Source organism: Mucilaginibacter robiniae (assembly GCF_012849215.1).
GTDB lineage: Bacteria > Bacteroidota > Bacteroidia > Sphingobacteriales > Sphingobacteriaceae > Mucilaginibacter > Mucilaginibacter robiniae.
Genome location: NZ_CP051682.1, coordinates 2,225,007 through 2,247,009 on the forward strand (window position 1 = coordinate 2,225,007; position 22,003 = coordinate 2,247,009).

Sequence of the window (22,003 nt, forward strand, 5' to 3'; positions counted from 1 at the left end):
CTCACACTACCAACACCCTAATAAACAATAAGAATATATCTTAAATATAATTTTAGTATTTATTGTAATGTTGACAACAGACGTTCTGGAAGAAATTAATGTAAAAGGTTTTGCCGACGAGTACGTGGACCCGACACTTGACCTGTACGACGAAATAGAAAAACTGAAAAAGCAAAAGAATGCTGTGATCTTGGCGCACTACTACCAGGAAGGCGACATTCAGGATATAGCCGATTACATTGGCGATAGTTTGGGCCTCTCGCAGCAGGCTGCCAAAACAGATGCCGATATTATTGTATTTGCCGGCGTGCACTTCATGGCGGAAACAGCCAAGATACTTTCGCCTACCAAGAAGGTTTTGCTGCCCGATATTAAAGCAGGCTGCTCACTGGCCGATAGTTGCCCGCCGCACTTGTTCAGGAAATTCAAGGAACAGTATCCCGACCATTTGGTGATTACCTACGTAAACTGTACTGCCGAGCTGAAAGCCATGAGCGATATTGTGTGTACCTCCAGCAATGCCGTACAGATTGTAGAAAGCCTGCCGCCCGATCAGAGGATCATCTTTGGACCCGACCGCAACCTGGGCGCTTATGTAGCCAAAAAAACCGGCCGTGACCTGGTGCTGTGGAACGGTGCCTGCATGGTGCATGAAATTTTTTCGCGCGAGAAGATTACCCGTTTGAAAGAACGCTACCCGAATGCCAAAATTCTGGCTCACCCGGAATGTGAGGAAACGATATTGCAGCTGGCCGACTATATTGGCTCAACTACAGGCATCTTGAACTATGCAACCAAGAGCCCCAGCCAAGAGTTTATTGTAGCTACCGAAGCCGGCATACTACACCAGATGGTAAAAGATAACCCGGAGAAGACCTTTATAGCCGCTCCACCGAATAATACTTGCGCGTGCAATGATTGTCCTCACATGAAAAGAAACACGCTGGAGAAGCTTTATTTATGCCTGAAAAACGAAATGCCTGAAATTACTTTACCGGCCAACATTATTGCCCGCGCCGTAAAGCCTATTGAACGCATGCTGGAGATATCAGCACAGCTGGGATTGTAAGGTTACAGCTTTACTAATAGAAACAAAAAAGGTGATCAGCACATAACTAATCACCTTTTTTGTTTCTTATAAAAACTACTTACTGACAGAACAATGCCACCACTGTCAATGGTTTGTCAGTGTTACAGGGTGTTACACCCTGTAACATGTAACACCTGTAACACTTTCCGTAGTGTAGTTTCAAAGTTAATCTTCTAAGCAGTTTATCTTAAATACCACTGTCTTTAGAAGTTTCAATCGCGTCCTGTACTGATTGTGGTAACTGCGACAATAAGTTGTAGCCGGTAGCTTTTTCAATATCACGTACGGTTACAATGTATTTAGTCCAGTCTGAATTAATGGAGTTCACGTTTGGCGTATTTACAGCAATTACCCGGGTTGTGTTGCTGATGCGTACAATATCGGTATTACCGTTAGGAATCAGCACCGCTACTTTCCAAACATTGCTAGGTACCGTTACATGGCCGCCATTAATAGTGTTGGCTGTACCATTGCTGCCGGTACCACCAGTACCGTAGCTACCCATGATAATGTAAACTTCATAACCTTGTGTAGTTTGTGCACGCAAGTAGTTCTCCAGGTTAGCCCAGGTTTCTTGGTTACTATTAGGTGCTTGCGGAATCATGTTCGTCATCAGGAAGGTTGCCGAGTTGGCATTAGCTGAGCTGGTACGGTCGGCTGATGGACAGTTGTGGCCACGATCAAACCCACTGCCTGAGTAGCTATTGCTTTGTACGGCATAAAAAGTAGAGGGTAAACCGCTGAATGCCGCAAAATTATCCTGTCGGCCAACTACTTGCGTAGTATTAGTAGCATCTAAATGCCAGCTTACCCAGTTTGGTGTACCCCGTGTAGCGTTGTATGATTCTACGTAATAACCCTGATTAATCAAATAATCGGTGGTGGTAATGTTATTGGCGTTAGATGGCATACCCAGTAATATGTTGTTGTTATCGCCGCTGGCAGGTGGCGCATCTGTACCTACAGTAACACCACGAGCCGGAGTAGCACTTGATGAACTGGTAGTATCAACTGGTGCCGTATCCGGACTGCCGCCTACTACGATACCCGACTCCCCTACCCCACTGAATACAATGTCATCAATATTAATCCGTACACGGTTATCACCGTTATAATCAGATGTATTCACAATACGGAAGCGCTGAGCCGTAGTATCTGTAATCTTGTAAGTGGTTGTAATTAGTATAGTATCTGCATCGGTAACCGTTTCACCCATTTTGGTAAAGTTCTTACCACCATCTTTAGATACCTGCAACTCCCAGGTAGCTTTTAAAGGTACAGGTACCGTTGAGCTGACCCGTTGTTTATCCGAAAAGTTGGTAAATGCACTTTTAATGCTGATAGTACTTAAATGCCTTACATCAAAATTCATGGTTAACATACCATTACGTTTGGCATTGTTCTTAGTACCCTGAATACGAACATCTTTCTTGCCGTCTTTGATGTCGCTTTTATCGGTACCCAGCAAAGTACCATCCATGTTCCAGGAGCCGGTAATGGTACTTACATCACCTACATCATAGCTGGTTTTGGTACCATTTTCAAAATCTTCAGTAATGGTGAACGGCTTAGGCGGTGTAGTAGTGCCCGTGTTAGTTCCCGAATCATCGTTCCGGTCTTTCTTACAACTGCTTAATGCTAAGGAGATTGATAAACCAATTAGTAGAGTTTTATAATTCATATAGTGTAATTTGGAATACAAATATGAAAGGTTAATATTAACTAACTGTTAATAAATATGAATTGTAATAACATTTTGGCAAAAGGTATTAACTTGGTTATTTTATAATTTAACCCATGATATAAAGTACTGGAGTAATAACATTGTATTTAGTACTTGAATAACAGGGCATTAAAAGTATTTGTATAAACCATGAGCAGTAAAAATGCTCTATCCCGTAAATTACTGGTAGCTTTTGTATTTTTGCTGCTTAAACTTTGTGCTGTTATGGATATGTTCGATAACATAGATAAAACCAACATCAACGAGTTGGGTGAATTTGGCCTGATTTCGCACCTGACGAAAAATATCAAGCTGAGAAATACAAGCACCCTGAAAGGTGTGGGCGATGATGCTGCGGTGCTGGATGCGGCCGGCAAGAAAATACTGGTATCAACCGATATGCTGCTGGAAGGTATTCACTTTGATTTGGCCTATACCCCACTCAAGCATTTAGGTTATAAAGCCATACAGGTAAACCTGAGCGATATTTGCGCTATGAACGCTTTACCTACACAAGTAACCGTATCTATCGGCATGTCGAGCAAATACACGCTGGAGGCTATTGAAGAATTGTATGAAGGCATGTACCTGGCTTGTAACCAGTACAACGTAGATATTGTGGGTGGCGATACTACCTCATCCAAACAAGGATTGGTAATTAGTGTAACCGTTATAGGCTACGCTGATGAAGATACCATAGTGTACCGCAACACCGCCGAAGAAGGTGATTTGATTTGCGTATCGGGCGATTTAGGTGGTGCTTATACCGGTTTGCAACTGCTGGAACGAGAAAAACTGATTTACCTGGAAAACCCCAACATACAGCCCGATCTGGAAGGGAAAGATTACATTATTGAGCGCCAGTTGAAACCGGAAGCTCGTAAAGATATTATTGAACTGCTGAAAAGTGTGAAGGTAAAGCCTACCGCCATGATTGATGTATCGGACGGGTTGGCTTCCGAAGTATTGCATATTTGTACCCAAAGCAATAAAGGTTGCCAGCTGTATGAAGAAAAAATACCGATTGACCCGATGACGTATGATACCGCCCGCGAGTTCAATCTGGATCCTACCGTTTGCGCGCTAAGTGGCGGTGAAGATTATGAGCTGCTGTTTACCGTAAAACAAGCCGACTATGACAAGATTAAGCACGATGTGGATATCAGCATCATCGGCTATATTACAGAGCCCTCAGCAGGTCGTAATTTGATTTCTAAAAGCGGACAGGTACACGAGCTGAAAGCCCAGGGCTGGAATGCCTTCAAGCAGCAGCAGTAACAAGTAAAGTCAATAATATAAAATCAGGAATCAAGATAATAAGCAGACGCGGTTATAAAGTAATAATTTTACTGTCTTGATTCCTGGTTCTCAACTCTAAAAAATATAAATTTTATTGGGTGTAATGCATTGCTGCATTTTCTGATCGAATTCATTTACGTCCATTACTACTTCAATCGGTTCGAAAAGCGATATACCGACCAAACGTACATCAGGCCGGCACTGGGCAATAAAACGATCATAAAAGCCTTTACCATACCCTACCCTATATCCTTTTAAATCAAAAGCCAGTAAAGGAATCAATATCAAATCAATGGTTGTAGTTTCAATTTTATTGCCATTAACCGGTTCCGGGATGCCGAAAGCATTCGTAGCTAATTCCAATTGAGCATCATCGGCAAAGTTCTGCATGGTATAATCAGCAAAGTTCGCTTTTGGAAATACCTGGGTAATTTGCGGATGATGGTTGGATAACCATTCACGCATCAAAAAAGTATCTGGCTCCTTGCGTTCATGAATAGGTAAAAACAAATGAATGCAATGTACCCCCTGCAAATCCAGTTGCGTAAATTGCAGTAATAGCTTCTGATTCAAATCTCCGTATTCAGCCAGTGATAGCTGCTTACGCTTGTTGATGAACAATTTACGAAGTTCTGCTTTGGTCAAGGTAAGAGAAGCTAAAAGTTTAAAGGTCTTATTAAACAAAAATGCCTCCAAAAAAGGAGGCATTTTGATATGTTGTAAGATAAATTAACTTTTTACCCGCTCCATGTAAGCGCCGGTGGCAGTATCAACTTTTACTTTATCGCCTTGGTTGATGAACAATGGCACACGTATTTCAGCACCGGTTTCAACAGTAGCTGCTTTCAAAGCGTTGGTTGAAGTATCACCTTTAACAGCAGGTTCTGAATAGGTAATTTCTAATTCAACCGAAGCCGGAGCCTGGGCCATGATGGGTTCATCACTTTCAAAAGCGATAATTACGTTCACGCCTTCTTTCAGGAACTTAACCGCATTGCCAAACAAGAATTTAGGTATGTTAAACTGTTCGTAAGTGTTGTTATCCATTACTACCAAATCATTACCATCTTCGTATAAATACTGGTAATCATTGGTTTCAACGCGGGCAATGTTTACCTCCTCGTCGGTACGGAACCGGTATTCAACTAGCTTACCGGTTTTTACGTTGCGCATACGAGCTTGGTAAAAAGCACGCAGGTTACCCGGCGTACGGTGTATAAATTCTTCTACCTGCACTAACTCCCCGTTAAAGCGAAGTATATTTCCGTTTTTAATATCTGATGCTTTTGCCATAAAAATTTTTCGTGGTGCAAAATTAGGCACTTATGGGCAAACAATCAAGCAGTTAGTAAACAGCTTGTACATAAGCTTAGAGCAGCATAAACAAATGCAGTATTACTTGTAGTCGGTAATGTGTAGCCGATGATGGCAAAAGCTGTATTCCTGCTCCTGGTTAGAGCAAACAATAAGCAGGCGGTTAGCAGTAAACTGCTCAATCAGGTTCAAGTACCAGGCGACGCCTTGGGTATCCAAGTTGGAAGTTGGTTCATCCAGCATCAGTATAGGTGTAGCCGAACCAAAAGCCAGAGCCAGCTTAAGCCGCTGTTTCATACCTGATGAAAAGTACCTGACCAATTTATTTCGATGCGGCTGCATACCTAGTAAATCAATCAATTTACCTTTATCCAAATCGGGTAACCAGTTTTTAAATTTAAAATGAAAGTCGATAACCTCATTCAATGTAAAATCTTCAATCAGCTCCAGATAAGGAGCAGCCAGGCTGAGGTAACGGAAGATATGTTCAGCCTCTATAGGTTTAGCAGCACTTAAAAAGCTAACTTTACCTTCTGACGGACTTAAACTGCCGTTAAGTAGTTGTAGTATGGTAGATTTACCAGAACCATTAGGACCCAAAATAGCATAACTATCACCTGTTTGGAAAGTGTAGCTGATTTTCCTGAAAATCCAGTCGCGGTTAAATCGGCGGCCGGCATTTTCCAGGGTTATGCTAATGGGTTCATAATTCATAAAGTTGATGGTTCCAGGTTCATAGTTACTTACTATGAACCTGAGACTATGAACTAGCTATTGCCAAAGCCTTTCATAATGCCGCGTTGTGAGCTTTGAATAAAATTCAAAATCTCATCACGTTCCTCTGTCGGCCTGAAATCAGCTTCAATAATGGCCATAGCTTTGGTTACGTTGCTGTTTTTAATAAACAGGGTACGGTAAATATCCTGTATCTCGTTAATTTTATCATCGCTAAAGCCCCGGCGACGCAGACCTACCGAATTGATACCGGCATACGATAAAGGTTCACGGGCTGCTTTTACATAAGGTGGCACATCCTTACGCACCAGCGAACCGCCGGTAACAAAGGTATGCGAGCCTATATTGCAAAACTGATGTATAGCTACCATACCCGCCAGCACAACGTAATTACCAATGGTAACATGCCCGGCAATGGTGGTGTTGTTTGAAAAAATGCAGTTATCACCAATTACACAATCATGAGCTACGTGGCAATAAGCCATAAGCAGGCAGTTGCTGCCAACTTCGGTTCTCCAGCGATCTTTGGTGCCTCGGTTTATGGTTACACATTCGCGGATGGTGGTATTATCACCCAGAACAGCCTGCGTATTCTCACCTTTAAATTTTAAATCCTGCGGAATAGCAGAGATAACCGCGCCCGGAAATATGCGGCAGTTTTTACCAATGCGAGCACCATCCATAATGGTAACGTTTGAACCAATCCAGGTGCCTTCGCCAATTTCAACGTCTTTATGTATGGTAACAAAAGGATCAATTACCACATTGTTGGCAATTTTTGCTTGGGGGTGTATGTAAGCTAATGGCTGAATCATGATTCTTTATACTTTACAATCTGCGCCATCAACTCAGCTTCTACAACAACCTTTTCGCCTACCATGCCAATGCCTTTCATTTGAGCTATACCACGGCGTATAGGTGCGCTTAAATCGCAACGGAATATCAGCGTATCGCCTGGCAATACTTTTTCTTTAAAGCGGGCATTCTCAATTTTCAAGAACAGTGTCAGGTAGTTTTCAGGGTCTGGTACGGTGTTTAATACCAGTATGCCGCCGGTTTGCGCCATAGCTTCTACCTGCAATACGCCTGGCATTACCGGTGCTCCGGGAAAATGGCCTGGGAAGAAAGGCTCATTCATGGTTACCGATTTTACCCCTACTACGTGAGTTTTGGTCAGCTCGATAATTTTGTCAACCAGCAGCATAGGCGGCCGGTGTGGCAAAATATTCATAATCTGAACGGTATCATATATCGCTTTGGCGTTCGGGTTATATACCTTAATGTGCTTGCGGCTACGCTCTTTTTTAATCAAAGCTTTAATTTTTTTAGCAAATGCTACGTTAGCTGCATGGCCGGGTCGAGCAGCCATAATATGGCCGCGTAGCGGAACGCCAACTAAAGCCAAGTCGCCAATCATATCTAACAGTTTATGACGGGCAGGCTCATTCTGATGGCGTAGTTCAATATTATTCAGGATGCCTTGCGGCGCTATATTAATATCTTTACGATTAAATAGCGTAGCCAGATGCGCCAGTTCGGCTTCATCTACATGCTTATCAACTACTACTATAGCATTATTAATATCGCCGCCTTTAATCAGGTTGTGCTTTAACAGCATTTCTAACTCGTGCAAAAAGCAGAAGGTACGGCAGCTGGCAATTTCTTTTTTAAACTCGGTAATGGATGATATGGTAGCATGTTGCGTACCCAATACCGGCGAGTTATAATCAACCATACAGGTAAAGCGGTAATCATCATCCAGCGGCATGGCTACCATTTCTACCTTACGGTCGGTTTCAGAGTAATGAATATTGTACGGGATGTGGTAATACTCGCGGTCAGCATCCTGATCTTGATAACCGGCTTCCTGCAAAGCATCTACAAAGAACATAGAACTGCCATCCATGATTGGTGTTTCCGGTCCGTTTAGATCAATCAGCACATTATCAATTTCCAGACCTACCAAAGCAGCAAGCACGTGTTCAACCGTACTTACACTGGCGCCATTCTGGCTTATGGTGGTACCTCTTGAGGTATCGGTTACATTATCAACGTCGGCATCAATAACGGGCGATCCTTCCAAATCAATCCTTCTGAATTTAAACCCATGGTTTTCAGGCGCTGGGTTAAAAGTCATGGTTACGCTTTCGCCGGTATGCAACCCTGTGCCCGATACGGCAACCGATGTTTTAATAGTTCTCTGCTTCACGTTCATATAGTTTGTCGGCTACGTACAATTATTGTATTTCCTGTTGTTTGCGCAGCTCAGCGATAATTTTTTCCAGTTCTTCTATTCGTTTTTTCAATTCAGGCAATTGCTGTACAATAACCTGTGAGCGTAAATGTTCCTGGTAAGGTTGTAATATGGCACCACCCCACTTTTTACCGGGTTCTTTAATAGTTCGGTTAACGCCGGTTTTTGCTTGTATTTGCGTGCCTTTAGCTATGCTAATGTGCCCTACTATACCTACCTGGCCACCAATGGTAGCATTTTCTTCTATTTTGGTACTTCCCGAAACACCAGTTTGCGCTGCAATTACGGTGTTAGAGCCTATTTCAACATTATGGGCTATTTGTATCAGGTTATCTAACTTCACACCTTTACGTATCAGGGTTGACCCCATGGTAGCACGGTCAATGGTAGTATTGGAACCTATTTCAACCGAATCTTCAACGACAACGTTGCCTATCTGGCTTATTTTGTTGTAAGTACCATCGGCCGAAGGTGCAAAGCCAAATCCATCACTGCCTATAACAGCGCCCGAATGTATAATAACTTGATTACCAATTACACAATCAAAATATACTTTGGCACCGGCAAATAGCGTAACCGTATCACCAAGAACCACGTTATCGCCCACATAAGCGTGCGGATATATTTTACAATTATCGCCAATTTTTACATCAGCACCAATGTAAGCAAAAGCTCCAATATATACGTTGTTACCTATAGTAGCTGAAGGGTGTATAAAGCAAGGTTGCTCAATACCGCTTTTATTAAGCCGCAGGGAATTGAATTTTTCAAGCAGTACAGAAAAAGCGCTGTAAGCATTATCAGTACGAATCAGGGTAGCTTGCACCGGCTCGGTAAGATTAAGGTCTTTATTGACAATAACTACCGAGGCTTGAGTAGTATATAAATACTGCTCATATTTCGGATTAGCTAAAAAAGATAGGCATCCTTTTTTAGCTTCTTCAATTTTGGCCAATTGGCTAACGGTTTTTTGCGGGTCGCCTTCAACCGTACCTTTCAGCAGCAAACTTATTTCCAGAGCAGTAAATTGCATCGGGCAAATTTAAAGGTTAAAAATTAAGCAACAAATTATTAACACAACGCTCCATACGATTAAATAAGGTCTTTAGTATAGCAAAAAATATATTTTTCTACAGTTTTGGCCAACGCTTCCAAATTTGAGTTGTCACTGGCTGTAGTAATGTCTCTTATACTGCCGTCTTTCATGAGTATTTTAATGTTCGCGTCGTTTACTTTATAAGCATTATTGCTTATAGTATCAGTAAATACGAAGTAACCCGCATCTTCGAAACTCACATTGTATTTTTTCATAGCCCGTTGGCGCAGTTCTTCTACTCTGGCAGCATCAGGTTTGGTATTGCTGATGTCAACATGGTATAAATGGCGCTGTATAAAATTTTTACAAAGTATGGCTAGTACTTTATCCGGATGACCAATCCAAACCTTTACTGAGGCTAATATATCGGTATCATCCAGGCAGGTAAAAGTTTCAATATGATGATCTTCATGAATGAAAGCTTCTTTAGTAATAGTATTAACCAAAAAATGGTTTAGAGCGGGCGTAGCAAAAAGCTGCTCACCTGCCAAAGACAGTTTACGAGCACGATCTAAAATTTTACCCAGTAGCTGCTCGCCGGCGGTAACAGTTTTGTGCAGATATACCTGCCAGTACATGAGCCTGCGGGCTACCAGAAATTTTTCAATCGAGTAAATGCCTTTTTCTTCTACCACAATACTGTCATCAACCACCCGCAGCATTTTAATAATACGTTCTGAACTGATTATACCTTCAGATACGCCAGTGTAAAAACTGTCACGGTTCAGGTAATCCAAACGGTCCATATCCAGTTGGCTGGATACCAGTTCATGTAAAAACCTTTTCGGATAGGTATCATTAAAAATTTCAATAGCCATATCCAGAAAGCCACCAAAACGCTCATTCAGTTTGTTCATGAGCAAGGTTGATATATCTTCGTGGTCGATACCTTTTACTATATTTTTTTCAAGCGCGTGCGAAAATGGGCCATGACCAATATCATGCAATAAAATTGCAATCATGGCAGCCTGCTGTTCGTCGGCGGTTAATTTTTCACCTTTATCGCATAAAGTTTGCAGGGCCAGGCTCATGAGGTGCATGGCACCTAAAGCATGATGAAAACGGGTATGTAATGCGCCCGGATACACCAGATGCGTCATGCCCAGCTGTTTGATATACCGGAGACGTTGAAAGTAAGGGTGTTCCATCAAGTCAAACACCAAATCGGTAGGGATAGTGATGAAACCGTAAACCGGATCGTTAATAATTTTTTTCTTGTTCAAGCTAGTGCTGTAATACTTTACAAAAGTGTTAAATTAACATAAGCTGTAAGCATATATTTGTTAATTTTTACAAACAGGCGCCAAGTTGGTACAACAAAACATAAGGATAGAAGTTATAATCCAATCAAAATAGCATAAAAATGCAGGAAACTACGATACTCTGGGCTGATGATGAGATTGATTTATTGAAGCCTCATATATTATTTTTAAATGAAAAAGGCTACAAAGTAAAAACTGTAACCAATGGTATGGATGCAGTAGATGCTTTTCGTAGCAACTATTACGACTTGGTTTTTCTGGATGAAAATATGCCTGGGCTTACCGGATTGGAAACCCTTTCACAAATTAAAAGCATTAACAACGATATACCGGTAGTACTGATTACCAAAAATGAGGAAGAGCCCATGATGGAAGATGCCATAGGCTCGCGCATTGATGATTATTTGATTAAGCCCGTTAACCCGAAACAGGTACTGCTAACGGTTAAAAAGCTAACTGAAAATAAACGCCTGGTTACGGAAAAAACTACCATGGCCTACCAGCAGGACTTTAGAAGCCTGGGTATGACCCTGAATGATAACCTGAACTATCAGGAATGGGTGGATGTATATAAAAAGCTAATTTATTGGGAACTTGAACTGGAGCGACTGGAAGACGCCGGCATGCACGAAATTTTGACGCTGCAAAAAGCTGAGGCCAACGTACAGTTTTGCAAGTTTATTGAAAAGAACTATCTGAACTGGCTCAAAAACCCGGATCAGGCACCTATACTATCGCACCAGCTATTTAAAAAGAAGGTTTTTCCAAAGCTGGATAATGTGCCGGTGTTTTTTATATTGATTGATAATTTACGGTACGATCAGTTCCGGATTATCAACCCGATTATATCTGAGTACTTCAGGTTGGAAGAGGAAGATACTTACTACAGTATTTTACCTACAGCTACCCAATATGCACGTAACGCCATATTTGCCGGTTTGATGCCGTTAGACATGGAAAAGCGTTTTCCGGGTATGTGGCAGAACGACGAGGATGAAGGTGGTAAAAACTTGCACGAAGAAAGTTTTCTGGGCGATAACCTTAAACGTACCCTGCGCAAAGATTGTAAATTCTCGTACCATAAAATACTGAACATTGATGAAGGGCGTGCTTTAAATGACTCGGTAAATAACTTAATGGGTAATGAGCTGAATGTAGTAGTGTACAACTTTGTCGATATGTTATCGCACGCCCGTACCGATATGCAAATGATACGTGAGTTGGCTAGTGATGATGCCGCTTACCGTTCACTTACGCTATCCTGGTTTGAGCATTCACCATTGCTGGATTTGCTAAAATTCCTGTCGCAAAAGCAAGTGAAAGTAATTATCACTACCGATCATGGTACTATTCGGGTAAAAACACCAAGTAAAATTATTGGTGATAAAAATACCAATACCAACTTACGCTACAAGCAAGGTAAAAACCTGAACTTTAATGCGAAAGAGGTATTTCATATCCGTAACCCGCATGATGCCATGTTGCCTAAGTTACACGTAAGTTCCAGCTTTGCCTTTGCTAAAGAAGACAGCTACTTTGTGTACCCCAACAACTATAACCATTTCGTAAACTTCTATAATGAAACCTTCCAGCATGGTGGTATATCATTAGAAGAAATGATTATACCGGTGGTTACTTACGGCGTAAAGTAAACGAAGGTTAATTTTGTATAGATTCTGCTTATAGAAAAGGAACAAAGCTATAGAGACATTAAGTATACTGCTTACTGCGCAAAATGGCTTTGTTCCTTGTAATAATGATTAATCTATATGTTTAAAAAATAAACATGCAAACATTAATCAACCTCACGCTTTCTTCACCAGCCGAACTACCAGGCGCTGCCCAAACTTTGCTGGACTTTGCGGGCCAGCAAAAAATATTTTTGTTTTATGGCGATATGGGGGCTGGTAAAACCACATTTATTAAAGCGTTGTGTAAACAGCTGGGTATAGAGGAGTCGGTAAGTAGCCCGACATTTTCTATTGTAAATGAATATGCAGGTACACCGGTAACCGTTTATCATTTTGATTTTTACCGCCTTAAAAACCAGAATGAGGCTTATGATGTGGGGTACGAAGAATATTTTTATTCGGGTGCGTACTGTTTGATAGAGTGGCCTGAAAAAATACCGGATTTACTGCCGCCTCATTATATTAAAATAATGATACAGGTAACGGCAGAACAAACACGGCATTTTAGCTTTGAATGTATTTAAAAACGATTGTGTAAATTTGCTTATCTTCATCAGCCGAATGCTTTTATGGCTTGAATGCAAAGCATTGGTTAAAATTTGATCTATGAGCTCAGGGTTATATAGTGGATTTTCTGACGTGGCCAAGCAGGCTATGATGCAGCCGCAGGAGTCGATGCTGGAAGTAAGAAGTAAAAAGAACAAGTTATACATCGGCATCCCGCGCGAAATATCTTTTCAGGAAAACCGGATAGCACTTACGCCTCTTTCCGTAGCATTACTGGCTAACAACGGGCATGAGGTTATCATGGAAAGTAACGCTGGTAAAGCCGCTAATTTTTTAGATAACCATTACAGTGAGCAAGGTGCCCAAATTGTATATGATATCAAAAAGGTATATGAGGCCGATATTATCATTAAAGTAGCACCACCCATGCTACATGAGATAGAGTTGATGAAGCCTGGGCAGATACTCATTTCAACCCTACAAATGACTACACTGAAACCCGAATGCCTGCAGGCGATGATCAGTAAGCGTATTACGGCGCTTTCATTTGAAAACCTGCGCGATGAAGGTAATGTGTTGAGCGTAGTACGCGCCATGAGCGAAATTGTAGGTGCTACTTCTATATCTATTGCGGCCGAATATTTGAGCAATGTATTTGGTGGTAAAGGTTTAATGCTGGGCGGTATTACCGGCGTACCCCCTACCGAAATTGTAATATTAGGTGCAGGTACTGTGGGCGAATATGCAGCACGCACCGCTATATCATTAGGTGCCGAAGTTAAGGTGTTCGATCCCTCAATTTACAAGCTGCGCCGTTTGCAAAATAATATTGGCAGCCGAGTATTTACTTCAGTAATACAGCCTATTGTGCTGGAAAAAGCAATCACTACCTGCGATGTAGTGATTGGTGCCTTACGTGCCGAAGATGGCCGCAGCCCCTGTATAATTACTGAAGAAACGGTAAGCCGCATGAAACCCAATTCGGTAATTATTGATGTAAGTATCGATCAGGGCGGCTGTTTTGAAACCTCGGAAGTTACCAACCATACCCACCCGGTGTTTCGTAAGTATGAAGTAATTCATTACTGTGTGCCTAATATAGCCTCACGTGTGGCCCGTACAGCTACTTATGCCCTTACCAATATATTTACCCCAATACTATTGGATATCGGCGAAAAAGGCGGTATCAACAATGTAATATGGCAGAAAGCAGGCGTACGCAATGCCGTTTATATTTACAATGGTCATTTAACCAATAAGCATCTGGCCGAGCGCTTTAACATCCCGTGTAAAGATTTGGATTTGTTGATTGTTTCGCATAGGTAAGGTTAGTTGTTAAGGCATAACGTTATACAACGCTTCAAACAATTACCAGGAAAAGACATTACATAACAAATAGCTTTTTTCCGATATGAAAGGACTTAGTAAAGAATATTTTAAAAGATTATGGACCGTTTTAAAAGCCTCGTTCTCCAGCTTTTCTGATGATAATGGCTTAAAACTAAGTGCTTCTTTAGCTTACTACACTATATTCTCATTAGCTCCGTTGTTAATTTTAGTACTTTCATTAGCCGGCATATTTCTGGGTAAAGAAGCTACTTCGGCTAGCAATAGCCTTTACCATCAAATAAGCCACTATGTAGGTGCTGATGCCGGTAAACAGATACAGGATATTATAAAAAATTTGCAGTTTTCAGGTAAATCAGGTTTAGCATTGGTTTCAGGTATCGTTACCCTGCTTATTGGTGCCAGCAGTATTTTTCTGGAAATACAAGATTCATTAAACACTATTTGGCGGGTAAAAGCCAAACCTAAACGCGGCTGGATTAAAATATTACAAAACCGCTTCTTGTCGTTTTCATTAATTGTAAGTTTAGGCTTTATGTTACTGGCTTCGTTGCTGGTAAACATTATAGTAAATGCGGTAAGCAACAAATTAACCCACTTTTTGCCTGCCATAACCGAGCGCTTGATTGAAATCGTCAACTTGGGTATATCGTTTTTAGTAATATCTACATTGTTCGGTATCATATTTAAAGTATTGCCCGATGTAAAAATCAAATGGAGTGATGTACGTTCGGGTGCTATATTTACAGCTATATTGTTTATGGTTGGTCAGTTACTGATTAGTATTTATTTAAAATATTCGGCTCAGGGTTCAGCTTATGGCGCAGCGGGCTCCATCATCGTATTGTTGCTTTGGATTTACTATACAGCAGCCATACTATACATCGGTGCGGAATTTACCCAGGTATATGCCGAGGCTAAAGGCAGCCATATTGAACCTGCTGATTATGCCGTACATGTTCAGCAAACTGAAGTAGAAAAAGATGTTGATAAATTGCCTCTGCAAAATCCTGAACTGCAAGGCCAGTTAAAGACAGATAAGTAGTCGAACTGCTAAGTTTTATACAAACAGGTAACTGTGTCTTTTTTAGCTGACTACAAAATGGTTTTGGTAGGAATAAACAATGCAGAGAAATAACTTCAAAATGTAATATGCTACTGCTTCAAAGCTTTGTTGTGCGGGCAGCATACCGACCTTAAAAGCATTATGGCCAGTATGCTGCTTTGTGAAAGCCAATTATTTTAACTGACTAATATTATCGTAAAAAGCGGTTTGTAAATCAGAAAGAGATCTTATTTTCAAGGTTTCACCATAAGTATCAAAGCACATAAACTTTGCTTTGCCAGGTTCATCCGTTTTAACCTTTTCCAAGCAATTGAAGGTTTCAAAAAAATAATGCTTGGTAACAGTTTTACTTTGGTTGTTTGTATCAGATGAGTTAAGCCGAAAGCCAATCATGTTCATCCAATTGTGCACCTTATCATGCAAGGTAGTGCTTAAGTTGTTCATAGGTCCTGTTATTAATTTATGCGAAAACTATATGATATTTTATACTAAATAATAACAGCGAACCAGTACAAATTAGCTGATTAGCTGCATGGACAACAGGCTGCACATAATTTATGCCAATTTTCTTATAAGTTTAAATTAATATCCTGATTATCAGATTAAAATGTGTATTTTATTAATATAAGTACTATAAATGATTAAACTATTATTGCGCAATAGTTAAAATATAAGAGGCAAACAATACACTGTACCTGAATATCAAACATTTTGAACTGATTATCAGACACTACATTGTTGATATAGCTTGCATATCAGCTAATTAAAATATTTATATAGCAGTAACTTATTAGCAATGTCAACCAATCTATCTTTTTTAGAATTATCAGTTACAGCTAGTAGTATTATGTATCATTTTTACGATCAATTAGATTAAAGCGCCTTATTATGCCTGTATGTGTAACAATCATATGAATATTAATTATTTAATTAAAAGAAATTGAACTTTTGTAGTCTAATCCTGTAATAAGATTTACTTTTTCCATACGAATATATTGCCACACACAAAATATGAAGCGATTTTTACTATTCTCGTTTACCTTAATCTGCACAGTGACCTGTGCTTTTGCCCAAACTCCGCGTTCTATAACGGGTATTGTTATTGATTCTACCAAACAAACTTTGGTGGGCAGTACCGTAAAGCTTAGCTCCGAACAAAGTGAAACAGCCAATACTATAGCTGATGCTAATGGCCGCTTTACGTTCCAAAACGTTAAAGGCAGTAATATTACTTTAACAGTAACTTCTATCGGTTACCAGGGCATCATTAAGCATTACACGTTAGCAGCCGATGGTAAGCCTGCCAATGTGGGTGTGATTATTTTAAAAGCCGAATCTCAGCAATTAAATGCAGTAACTATTGTAGGTAAAGCTAACCCTATTGTAATTAAAGAAGATACTGTTCAATATAATGTAGCGTCATTAAACCTGCGTGCTAACGCTACGCTGGAGGATGCCTTGAAAAAATCAGCAGGTATAGATGTAGATCCTAGTACCGGCGCTATTACAGCACAGGGCCAATCTGTTACTAAAGTTCGTATTAATGGTAAAGATTATATGGGTGGAGACGTAACCTCATTAACCCGTAACCTGCCTGCCGATTTAGCCGAGAACATGCAGATTGTGGATGATTACGGTGATCAAGCCAACTTAACCGGCATTAAAACCGGTGAGCCAACCAAAGTATTGAACATCACTATTCGTAAGGATAAAAACTATGGCTACTCATTGCAAACCACAGTTGGTGGTGGTTCAGATTTGTTGCCCAAATCACAATCTAATAATTCTCAATTTTTAGAACCACAAAAAGATCAAGGTCGTTATCAGGCTTCACTTAACTTGTTCAAGTTTAAAGGTGACCAGCAAATATCAATTTTAGGCAATATCAACAACATTAACCAAAACACCTTTAACTTTGGTGGTGGAGGCGGCGCTGGCGGCAACTTTGGCGGCGGTGGCGGTGGTGGCCGTGGTAATGGTGGTCGTAACGGTGGTGGAGGCGGTAGCAGCAGCACTAATGCCAATCAAAATGGTATTACCAATGCCCGTTCACTTGGCGGCAATTTCCGCGACCAGTGGGGCAAGTATGTTCAGGTGTATGGCAGTTATAGTTTTGCCGATAACAGCACTTATACCACCAGCAACACCATTCAGCAAAATACAGGTACAGGGGTAAACACTACGCAGCATAGTGTAGAAAATGATAATACGATAAATCACCGTTTTACTTTCAATGCAGAAATCAGGCCCGATACTTTAAATTATTTAAAGATTACACCTAACTTTTCTTATGCTAAAACGCTGACTACCTCTACCGAAGATGTAACACAAACCTCACCAATAGCAGCGCGTAACCTGGCTTATAATGTAAATAGCTACGCTAATTCATCATCGCCTAACGCTAACATTACTGCGCTTTATAACCACAGGTTCAAGCATTTTGGCCGTAACTTTAGCTTAAATCTTACTGCCGGAACCAGCAAAAGCGACAACACACAAAATCCAATTTACCTGTACACTTTAGGAACACCTAACAACAGTACACAATATGTTCCAGTTACCAGCCGTACCAATACAGCAAGTACATCGCTTTCTTATATTGAGCCGTTAAGTAAGGTGGCATTTTTAGAGTTTAATTATGCCTACAATCACTCTTATACTACCAGTGATAAGGAAACAAATACATTTAATGATGTTGCTCAAGCTTACTTTTACAATGCTTTGTACAGCAACACTTACAACTTTAATTTTGATACCCACCGTGGCGGCATTAACTTTAGGGTGATTAAGCCTAAATACAACTATACTTTAGGTGTGGGTTTACAACCAGCTATTTTGAGCGGACACAACTCCAATGCTACTCCAATCATCATTAACAATCAAACGGTAACACCAGGCGATACCCGCCAAACTACGGTAAACTTTGCGCCAGCAGCACGCTTTGTATATAACTTTTCACGTAGTCAAAACTTTACGGTATTCTATAATGGTAACAACAATCAGCCTACGTTTAGCCAGTTACAACCGGTACTTGATTTATCCAATGCTTCTTATGCATTGCTTGGAAATCCTTTCTTAAAACCGGAGTTCCAGAATACAATCTCTTTACGTTACAATAAATTCAGCTTTCAAACCGGCGATTTGATCTTTACTAACCTTTCGTTTACTCAAACCAGTAATAAGATAGTAACCGACCAAATTTATGTACCTACTGGTGGTAATTTAAGTACCAGCAGTTTCTATAGCAATCTTACCAATAAGTACTTGAATACTTACCGCAACGTAGATGGCTATTATACCGGCAGTGGTCAGGTTACCTATGCTAAACCTTGGCAAAACCGCAGATATACGTTGTATATGCGAGGTACGGTATCTTACACCAACAATCCATCTTACATTGGTCGGGTTGATTCTGTATCACTTATCGAAACATCACAGAAAAACATTGCTAAAAACTGGCAGTACACACCAGATCTTCGCTTCCGCACGGATATAACTGATGTGATTGATGCGCAAGTTGGTGTTAGCTATGCTATAAACCGTACTACAAACACCATTTCCAATTTTTCAAACTTCAGAACATTAACGCTATCAGCTAACGGTAAAAACTACTTCTGGAAAAACTGGACTTTAAGCTATGATTTTTATCGTTACATGTATTATGGTTACCAAGGCGAAATCAAAAATCCAAATATCTTGAGTGGTTATGTTGAACGCCGTTTCCTAAAAAACTATGCAGGTACTTTACGCGCCGGTGTTTTCGATATATTTAACCAGAACACAGGTTATACCAGTACCACTAGCGGTACCTCTATTACACAAAGTAACGTAAACCGCTTAGGTCGTTACTTCCTGGTATCTTTCACGCTGCGCTTACAAAAATTTGCCGGTCGTTCACCATTTGGTGGTGATCGTGGTGAGAGAGGTGGTCGTGAAGGCCGCGAAGGTCGTGGTCCTGGTGGTTTTGGCGTCGGTCCAGGCGGCGGTCCTGGTGGCCCATCAGATTATTAAATTCTGATAAACAAGGCTATAAAAAAAGCCGATCTGTAGATAACAGATCGGCTTTTTTTATGAAGAATACAGATAAAATATAGCTGAAAATTATTTTACTAAAACGTCATTGATTACTCTTTCCAACTCGTCCAAATCAAAAGGTTTTGCCAGATAAGTTTCGGCGCCAGCATGATCGGCCAGTAACTGAATATCACTGTTAGCCGAAAAATAAACTACCGGAATATCTTTCAGTGTTGCATCATTTTTTAAGGTTTGGGTAGCTATAATACCACCCGCATCAGGTATCCAGTTATCCATCAAAATAACCTGAGGTTGCACTGTAGATACTTTTTCCGTAATGCTGTTACAATCTGTAAAGGTATGTACTTCCCAGCCCTGCTCTTCTAAAATGTAAGAGCAAATGGAAAGAATATCTTCATCATCATCAAAAATTACAATTCTTTTTGGCGAATTATTACTCATAGGGTTGATAGTGTAGTACTTACAAATTTACAAATATAAATTTGTGATTTGAAGCGAATTATTTACAATTTAATAAGGGTTAAACATTTATTTAACCTGTTAATTACTGAGTTACAGCTGGCAAAATTACGATAGTACAACCGTATCAGGCAGCACTTATACTATTAAAAAAGTGGGATAGGTAAGGTGGTATTGCTAGTACATCAGGTATTTTAATGGCCTATGTACTTATTAGTTATTTTTTTCTACCCATTGCTTAAATTTTGCAAAGGTTTCATTAGCGGTGTTGATGATATCAGCTTGTTGACTGGGTGTACCGGCTTGGGCGTTCAATGCTGTTTTAAAGCCAGTCCACATGCTTTCTGTAGCATCACCATAACCACTAAAAAAAGTTAAGCCGCGACCATCAGTAATGTTTAGCTGCTGCGCCATCATTTTACTGATAATTTTGCCACCCAAGGTTGAACCCTCAATTACGTACAAAGCAGCAAAAGCTTCGGCCGTATTGGTAATAGCAGGCAGATGAGTACCGGAGGCTTTTTCATGAGGCTGCCCGCCCAAAGCTTTAATATCATTTGCTAGCGCTTCTGATTTGCGCCGGTCGGCATAATCAGCCAGGTTACTTTGGTTGATGAAAGGTGCTATTTGAGTTTCTAAACCACCAAAGTAGCTGTAAAATAGTTGAAGCAGGTTTACATAATCAGTTGCCGAACGAATGGCTTTCATGCGGCCTACCAGCATTTTTTCTAGTTGTTGATGGTTTTGTAGGGTATCTTTTTTTAATTGCTCAGCAAGCATTTGATGGATGTTTTACAAATATTCAAAGTTAAATAACGCGATTACCTGGCTTAAGGTATTGGATGGTATATTCTTTACATCCTCATTCAGCCAAAAGCAAGCAGGTTACTTAACAAAAGCAAGGTACAAAAAGTTTATCCTGCCCAACCTTCACGATCTAAACTCCTGAAGTGAATGGCTTCAGCCAGGTGTTCTAATTGAATATCTTCACTGCCAGCCAAATCAGCAATAGTGCGTGCTACTTTCAAGATACGATCATACGCGCGGGCTGATAGGCCTAGTTTCTCCATTGCTTTCTTAAGTAAGTTTTGTCCGGCTTCACTAATTTTGCAAACCTCACGTACTTGTTTTGAACTCATTTGTGCATTGGCATGCAGCTCCGGCTGATTACCGAAGCGCTCAGACTGTATATCACGGGCTTTAATTACCCGCTCACGGATGCTTTCACTTTTTTCGGCCAGTCGGTCGGATGCCAGCTCATTGAAGTTAACCGGGGTTACTTCCACATGCAAATCAATACGATCAAGCAATGGGCCTGATACTTTGCTCAGGTACTTTTGTACGGTACCCGGCGGGCAGACGCATTCCTTTTCGGGGTGATTATAGTAGCCACAAGGGCATACATGCGTTGCCTTGTTTGCGTTTTTCAAGCCAAACCGGAAAAAAGATGCCCGTTTCTTACCCTGCAAATCCAGGTACGATAGGCGAACACCTGAAGAAGAAGCGGATTGATTCAAAGCTATTGCAAAAAGATGTAGCAAAGATATTGGGTGTCACTGAAGATTGCATCACTAACTGGGAAAAAAACAGAAGTATTCCCCAAATACAATTCTTTCCAAATATCATCCAGTTTCTAGGTTACCTGCCATACAGCTTTGACCTGACAACACTATCCGGCAAGCTGAAAGCCTACAGGCACGTAAAAGGGATCAGTCAGAAAAAGCTGGGCACAATGCTGAATGTGGACGGTGCTACCATATGCAGCTGGGAACAAGGCGAAAGTCAGCCTTATCAGCGAACATTACAAAAGATCAATACCCTTTTCAAAAAATTTTCAGGGGCGTCATTTAGTATGGATAGGTCAAATCTGGTAATCTATTTTGCTATTCTGGGAGCATTGACCAGACGTTTCCGTAGGAGGCGGATCAGTGGGTTGTGTTAATGAGAAACAAAATATAATTTACTAGTCAGTGGTTTAAGATGGTCAAAATGTTTCGGCATACATGGTCACTCCCTTTCAAGCCAAATGGTCAACGCTTCCATATCCTCAAGATTGGATACTGGTTGCTACTGTTAACGATCCTTTAATGATGGATTGCGTAATTTATCACCATTTGTAATACAA

19 protein-coding genes and 1 pseudogene are annotated in these 22,003 nt (G+C 40.6%); 8 read left to right on the forward strand and 12 right to left on the reverse strand.

The genetic code is table 11. From position 1 onward, the window contains the following. Positions 1 to 67 precede the first annotated feature (67 nt). On the forward strand, positions 68 to 1,069 hold the full coding sequence (gene nadA, locus HH214_RS09975) for a quinolinate synthase NadA (protein ID WP_169607313.1): 1,002 nt from the start codon (positions 68 to 70) through the stop codon (positions 1,067 to 1,069). A gap of 208 nt (positions 1,070 to 1,277) precedes the next feature. Here the strand turns inward: nadA and HH214_RS09980 are convergent, their stop codons facing one another. Then, positions 1,278 to 2,771: a DNA/RNA non-specific endonuclease gene (locus tag HH214_RS09980; protein WP_169607315.1), complete on the reverse strand. Its 1,494-nt coding sequence runs from the start codon at positions 2,769 to 2,771 to the stop codon at positions 1,278 to 1,280. A gap of 273 nt (positions 2,772 to 3,044) precedes the next feature. On the opposite strand from HH214_RS09980, the gene thiL reads away from it, so the two are divergent. Then, complete coding sequence (gene thiL, locus HH214_RS09985) at positions 3,045 to 4,091, forward strand: thiamine-phosphate kinase (protein ID WP_169611108.1); 1,047 nt, start codon at positions 3,045 to 3,047, stop codon at positions 4,089 to 4,091. 96 nt (positions 4,092 to 4,187) lie between these two features. Here thiL and HH214_RS09990 read toward each other — a convergent pair whose 3' ends face one another. From HH214_RS09990 to HH214_RS10020, 7 genes are all read right to left on the reverse strand, one after another. Beyond that, positions 4,188 to 4,820 (reverse strand): 5-formyltetrahydrofolate cyclo-ligase, encoded by a 633-nt coding sequence (locus HH214_RS09990; protein ID WP_169607317.1) that lies wholly within the window; start codon positions 4,818 to 4,820, stop codon positions 4,188 to 4,190. Positions 4,821 to 4,841: 21 nt separating this feature from the next. Then, positions 4,842 to 5,405 carry an elongation factor P gene (gene efp, locus HH214_RS09995; protein WP_169607319.1) on the reverse strand — a complete coding sequence of 188 codons (564 nt, stop codon included), beginning with the start codon at positions 5,403 to 5,405 and terminating at the stop codon, positions 4,842 to 4,844. A gap of 102 nt (positions 5,406 to 5,507) precedes the next feature. Next, complete coding sequence (locus tag HH214_RS10000; protein ID WP_169611109.1) at positions 5,508 to 6,125, reverse strand: ABC transporter ATP-binding protein; 618 nt, start codon at positions 6,123 to 6,125, stop codon at positions 5,508 to 5,510. 68 nt (positions 6,126 to 6,193) lie between these two features. Then, a complete protein-coding gene (lpxA, locus tag HH214_RS10005; protein ID WP_169607320.1) occupies positions 6,194 to 6,976 on the reverse strand; it encodes an acyl-ACP--UDP-N-acetylglucosamine O-acyltransferase in 783 nt (260 codons plus the stop codon). Next, positions 6,973 to 8,376, reverse strand: coding sequence for a bifunctional UDP-3-O-[3-hydroxymyristoyl] N-acetylglucosamine deacetylase/3-hydroxyacyl-ACP dehydratase (locus HH214_RS10010; protein ID WP_169607322.1), 1,404 nt, complete (start codon positions 8,374 to 8,376; stop codon positions 6,973 to 6,975). The genes lpxA and HH214_RS10010 overlap by 4 nt, the downstream gene beginning before the upstream one ends. A gap of 22 nt (positions 8,377 to 8,398) precedes the next feature. Further along, positions 8,399 to 9,448: a UDP-3-O-(3-hydroxymyristoyl)glucosamine N-acyltransferase gene (gene lpxD / locus HH214_RS10015; RefSeq protein ID WP_169607324.1), complete on the reverse strand. Its 1,050-nt coding sequence runs from the start codon at positions 9,446 to 9,448 to the stop codon at positions 8,399 to 8,401. A gap of 59 nt (positions 9,449 to 9,507) precedes the next feature. Beyond that, positions 9,508 to 10,734: an HD domain-containing protein gene (locus tag HH214_RS10020; protein WP_169607325.1), complete on the reverse strand. Its 1,227-nt coding sequence runs from the start codon at positions 10,732 to 10,734 to the stop codon at positions 9,508 to 9,510. 140 nt (positions 10,735 to 10,874) lie between these two features. Here HH214_RS10020 and porX point away from each other — a divergent pair, with 140 nt between their 5' ends. The 4 genes from porX (at position 10,875) to HH214_RS10040 (ending at position 15,363) form a co-directional block, all read left to right on the forward strand. Further along, positions 10,875 to 12,425, forward strand: a complete 1,551-nt coding sequence (gene porX, locus HH214_RS10025) for a T9SS response regulator signal transducer PorX (RefSeq protein WP_169607327.1) — start codon at positions 10,875 to 10,877, stop codon at positions 12,423 to 12,425. A 134-nt stretch (positions 12,426 to 12,559) separates the two neighbouring features. Beyond that, positions 12,560 to 12,988 (forward strand): tRNA (adenosine(37)-N6)-threonylcarbamoyltransferase complex ATPase subunit type 1 TsaE, encoded by a 429-nt coding sequence (tsaE, locus tag HH214_RS10030; protein WP_169607329.1) that lies wholly within the window; start codon positions 12,560 to 12,562, stop codon positions 12,986 to 12,988. An 82-nt stretch (positions 12,989 to 13,070) separates the two neighbouring features. Then, positions 13,071 to 14,297 (forward strand): alanine dehydrogenase, encoded by a 1,227-nt coding sequence (locus tag HH214_RS10035; RefSeq protein WP_169607331.1) that lies wholly within the window; start codon positions 13,071 to 13,073, stop codon positions 14,295 to 14,297. Between the two features lie 85 nt (positions 14,298 to 14,382). After that, entirely contained in the window at positions 14,383 to 15,363 is a 981-nt protein-coding gene (locus HH214_RS10040) for a YihY/virulence factor BrkB family protein (RefSeq protein ID WP_169607333.1), read from the forward strand. A gap of 192 nt (positions 15,364 to 15,555) precedes the next feature. Here HH214_RS10040 and HH214_RS10045 read toward each other — a convergent pair whose 3' ends face one another. Further along, positions 15,556 to 15,828, reverse strand: a complete 273-nt coding sequence (locus HH214_RS10045; protein WP_169607334.1) for a hypothetical protein — start codon at positions 15,826 to 15,828, stop codon at positions 15,556 to 15,558. A 567-nt stretch (positions 15,829 to 16,395) separates the two neighbouring features. Between HH214_RS10045 and HH214_RS10050 the strand changes: the two genes are divergently transcribed. Further along, the gene (locus HH214_RS10050; RefSeq protein ID WP_169607336.1) at positions 16,396 to 19,395 is read left to right on the forward strand and encodes an outer membrane beta-barrel protein; all 3,000 of its coding nucleotides are present in this window, start codon (positions 16,396 to 16,398) and stop codon (positions 19,393 to 19,395) included. Positions 19,396 to 19,485: 90 nt separating this feature from the next. Here HH214_RS10050 and HH214_RS10055 read toward each other — a convergent pair whose 3' ends face one another. The 3 genes and pseudogenes from HH214_RS10055 to HH214_RS10065 all read right to left on the reverse strand — a co-directional run. Further along, positions 19,486 to 19,860, reverse strand: coding sequence for a response regulator (locus HH214_RS10055; protein WP_169607337.1), 375 nt, complete (start codon positions 19,858 to 19,860; stop codon positions 19,486 to 19,488). A gap of 231 nt (positions 19,861 to 20,091) precedes the next feature. Continuing rightward, positions 20,092 to 20,658 (reverse strand): biliverdin-producing heme oxygenase, encoded by a 567-nt coding sequence (locus HH214_RS10060; RefSeq protein ID WP_169607339.1) that lies wholly within the window; start codon positions 20,656 to 20,658, stop codon positions 20,092 to 20,094. Positions 20,659 to 20,792: 134 nt separating this feature from the next. Beyond that, positions 20,793 to 21,278 (reverse strand): annotated as a pseudogene (locus tag HH214_RS10065) (magnesium chelatase subunit ChlI family protein); the annotation flags it as partial. 47 nt (positions 21,279 to 21,325) lie between these two features. On the opposite strand from HH214_RS10065, the gene HH214_RS10070 reads away from it, so the two are divergent. Continuing rightward, positions 21,326 to 21,820: a helix-turn-helix domain-containing protein gene (locus HH214_RS10070; protein WP_211166349.1), complete on the forward strand. Its 495-nt coding sequence runs from the start codon at positions 21,326 to 21,328 to the stop codon at positions 21,818 to 21,820. Positions 21,821 to 22,003: the final 183 nt, after the last annotated feature.

Bases quoted from the DNA above. Each gene is read 5' to 3' on its own strand.
- nadA (WP_169607313.1), top strand. From the start codon at position 68: ATGTTGACAACAGACGTTCTGGAAGAAATTAATGTAAAAGGTTTTGCC.
- HH214_RS09980 (WP_169607315.1), bottom strand. From the start codon at position 2,771: ATGAATTATAAAACTCTACTAATTGGTTTATCAATCTCCTTAGCATTA.
- thiL (WP_169611108.1), top strand. From the start codon at position 3,045: ATGTTCGATAACATAGATAAAACCAACATCAACGAGTTGGGTGAATTT.
- HH214_RS09990 (WP_169607317.1), bottom strand. From the start codon at position 4,820: ATGCCTCCTTTTTTGGAGGCATTTTTGTTTAATAAGACCTTTAAACTT.
- efp (WP_169607319.1), bottom strand. From the start codon at position 5,405: ATGGCAAAAGCATCAGATATTAAAAACGGAAATATACTTCGCTTTAAC.
- lpxA (WP_169607320.1), bottom strand. From the start codon at position 6,976: ATGATTCAGCCATTAGCTTACATACACCCCCAAGCAAAAATTGCCAAC.
- HH214_RS10010 (WP_169607322.1), bottom strand. From the start codon at position 8,376: ATGAACGTGAAGCAGAGAACTATTAAAACATCGGTTGCCGTATCGGGC.
- lpxD (WP_169607324.1), bottom strand. From the start codon at position 9,448: ATGCAATTTACTGCTCTGGAAATAAGTTTGCTGCTGAAAGGTACGGTT.
- porX (WP_169607327.1), top strand. From the start codon at position 10,875: ATGCAGGAAACTACGATACTCTGGGCTGATGATGAGATTGATTTATTG.
- tsaE (WP_169607329.1), top strand. From the start codon at position 12,560: ATGCAAACATTAATCAACCTCACGCTTTCTTCACCAGCCGAACTACCA.
- HH214_RS10035 (WP_169607331.1), top strand. From the start codon at position 13,071: ATGAGCTCAGGGTTATATAGTGGATTTTCTGACGTGGCCAAGCAGGCT.
- HH214_RS10040 (WP_169607333.1), top strand. From the start codon at position 14,383: ATGAAAGGACTTAGTAAAGAATATTTTAAAAGATTATGGACCGTTTTA.
- HH214_RS10045 (WP_169607334.1), bottom strand. From the start codon at position 15,828: ATGAACAACTTAAGCACTACCTTGCATGATAAGGTGCACAATTGGATG.
- HH214_RS10050 (WP_169607336.1), top strand. From the start codon at position 16,396: ATGAAGCGATTTTTACTATTCTCGTTTACCTTAATCTGCACAGTGACC.
- HH214_RS10055 (WP_169607337.1), bottom strand. From the start codon at position 19,860: ATGAGTAATAATTCGCCAAAAAGAATTGTAATTTTTGATGATGATGAA.
- HH214_RS10060 (WP_169607339.1), bottom strand. From the start codon at position 20,658: ATGCTTGCTGAGCAATTAAAAAAAGATACCCTACAAAACCATCAACAA.
- HH214_RS10070 (WP_211166349.1), top strand. From the start codon at position 21,326: ATGCCCGTTTCTTACCCTGCAAATCCAGGTACGATAGGCGAACACCTG.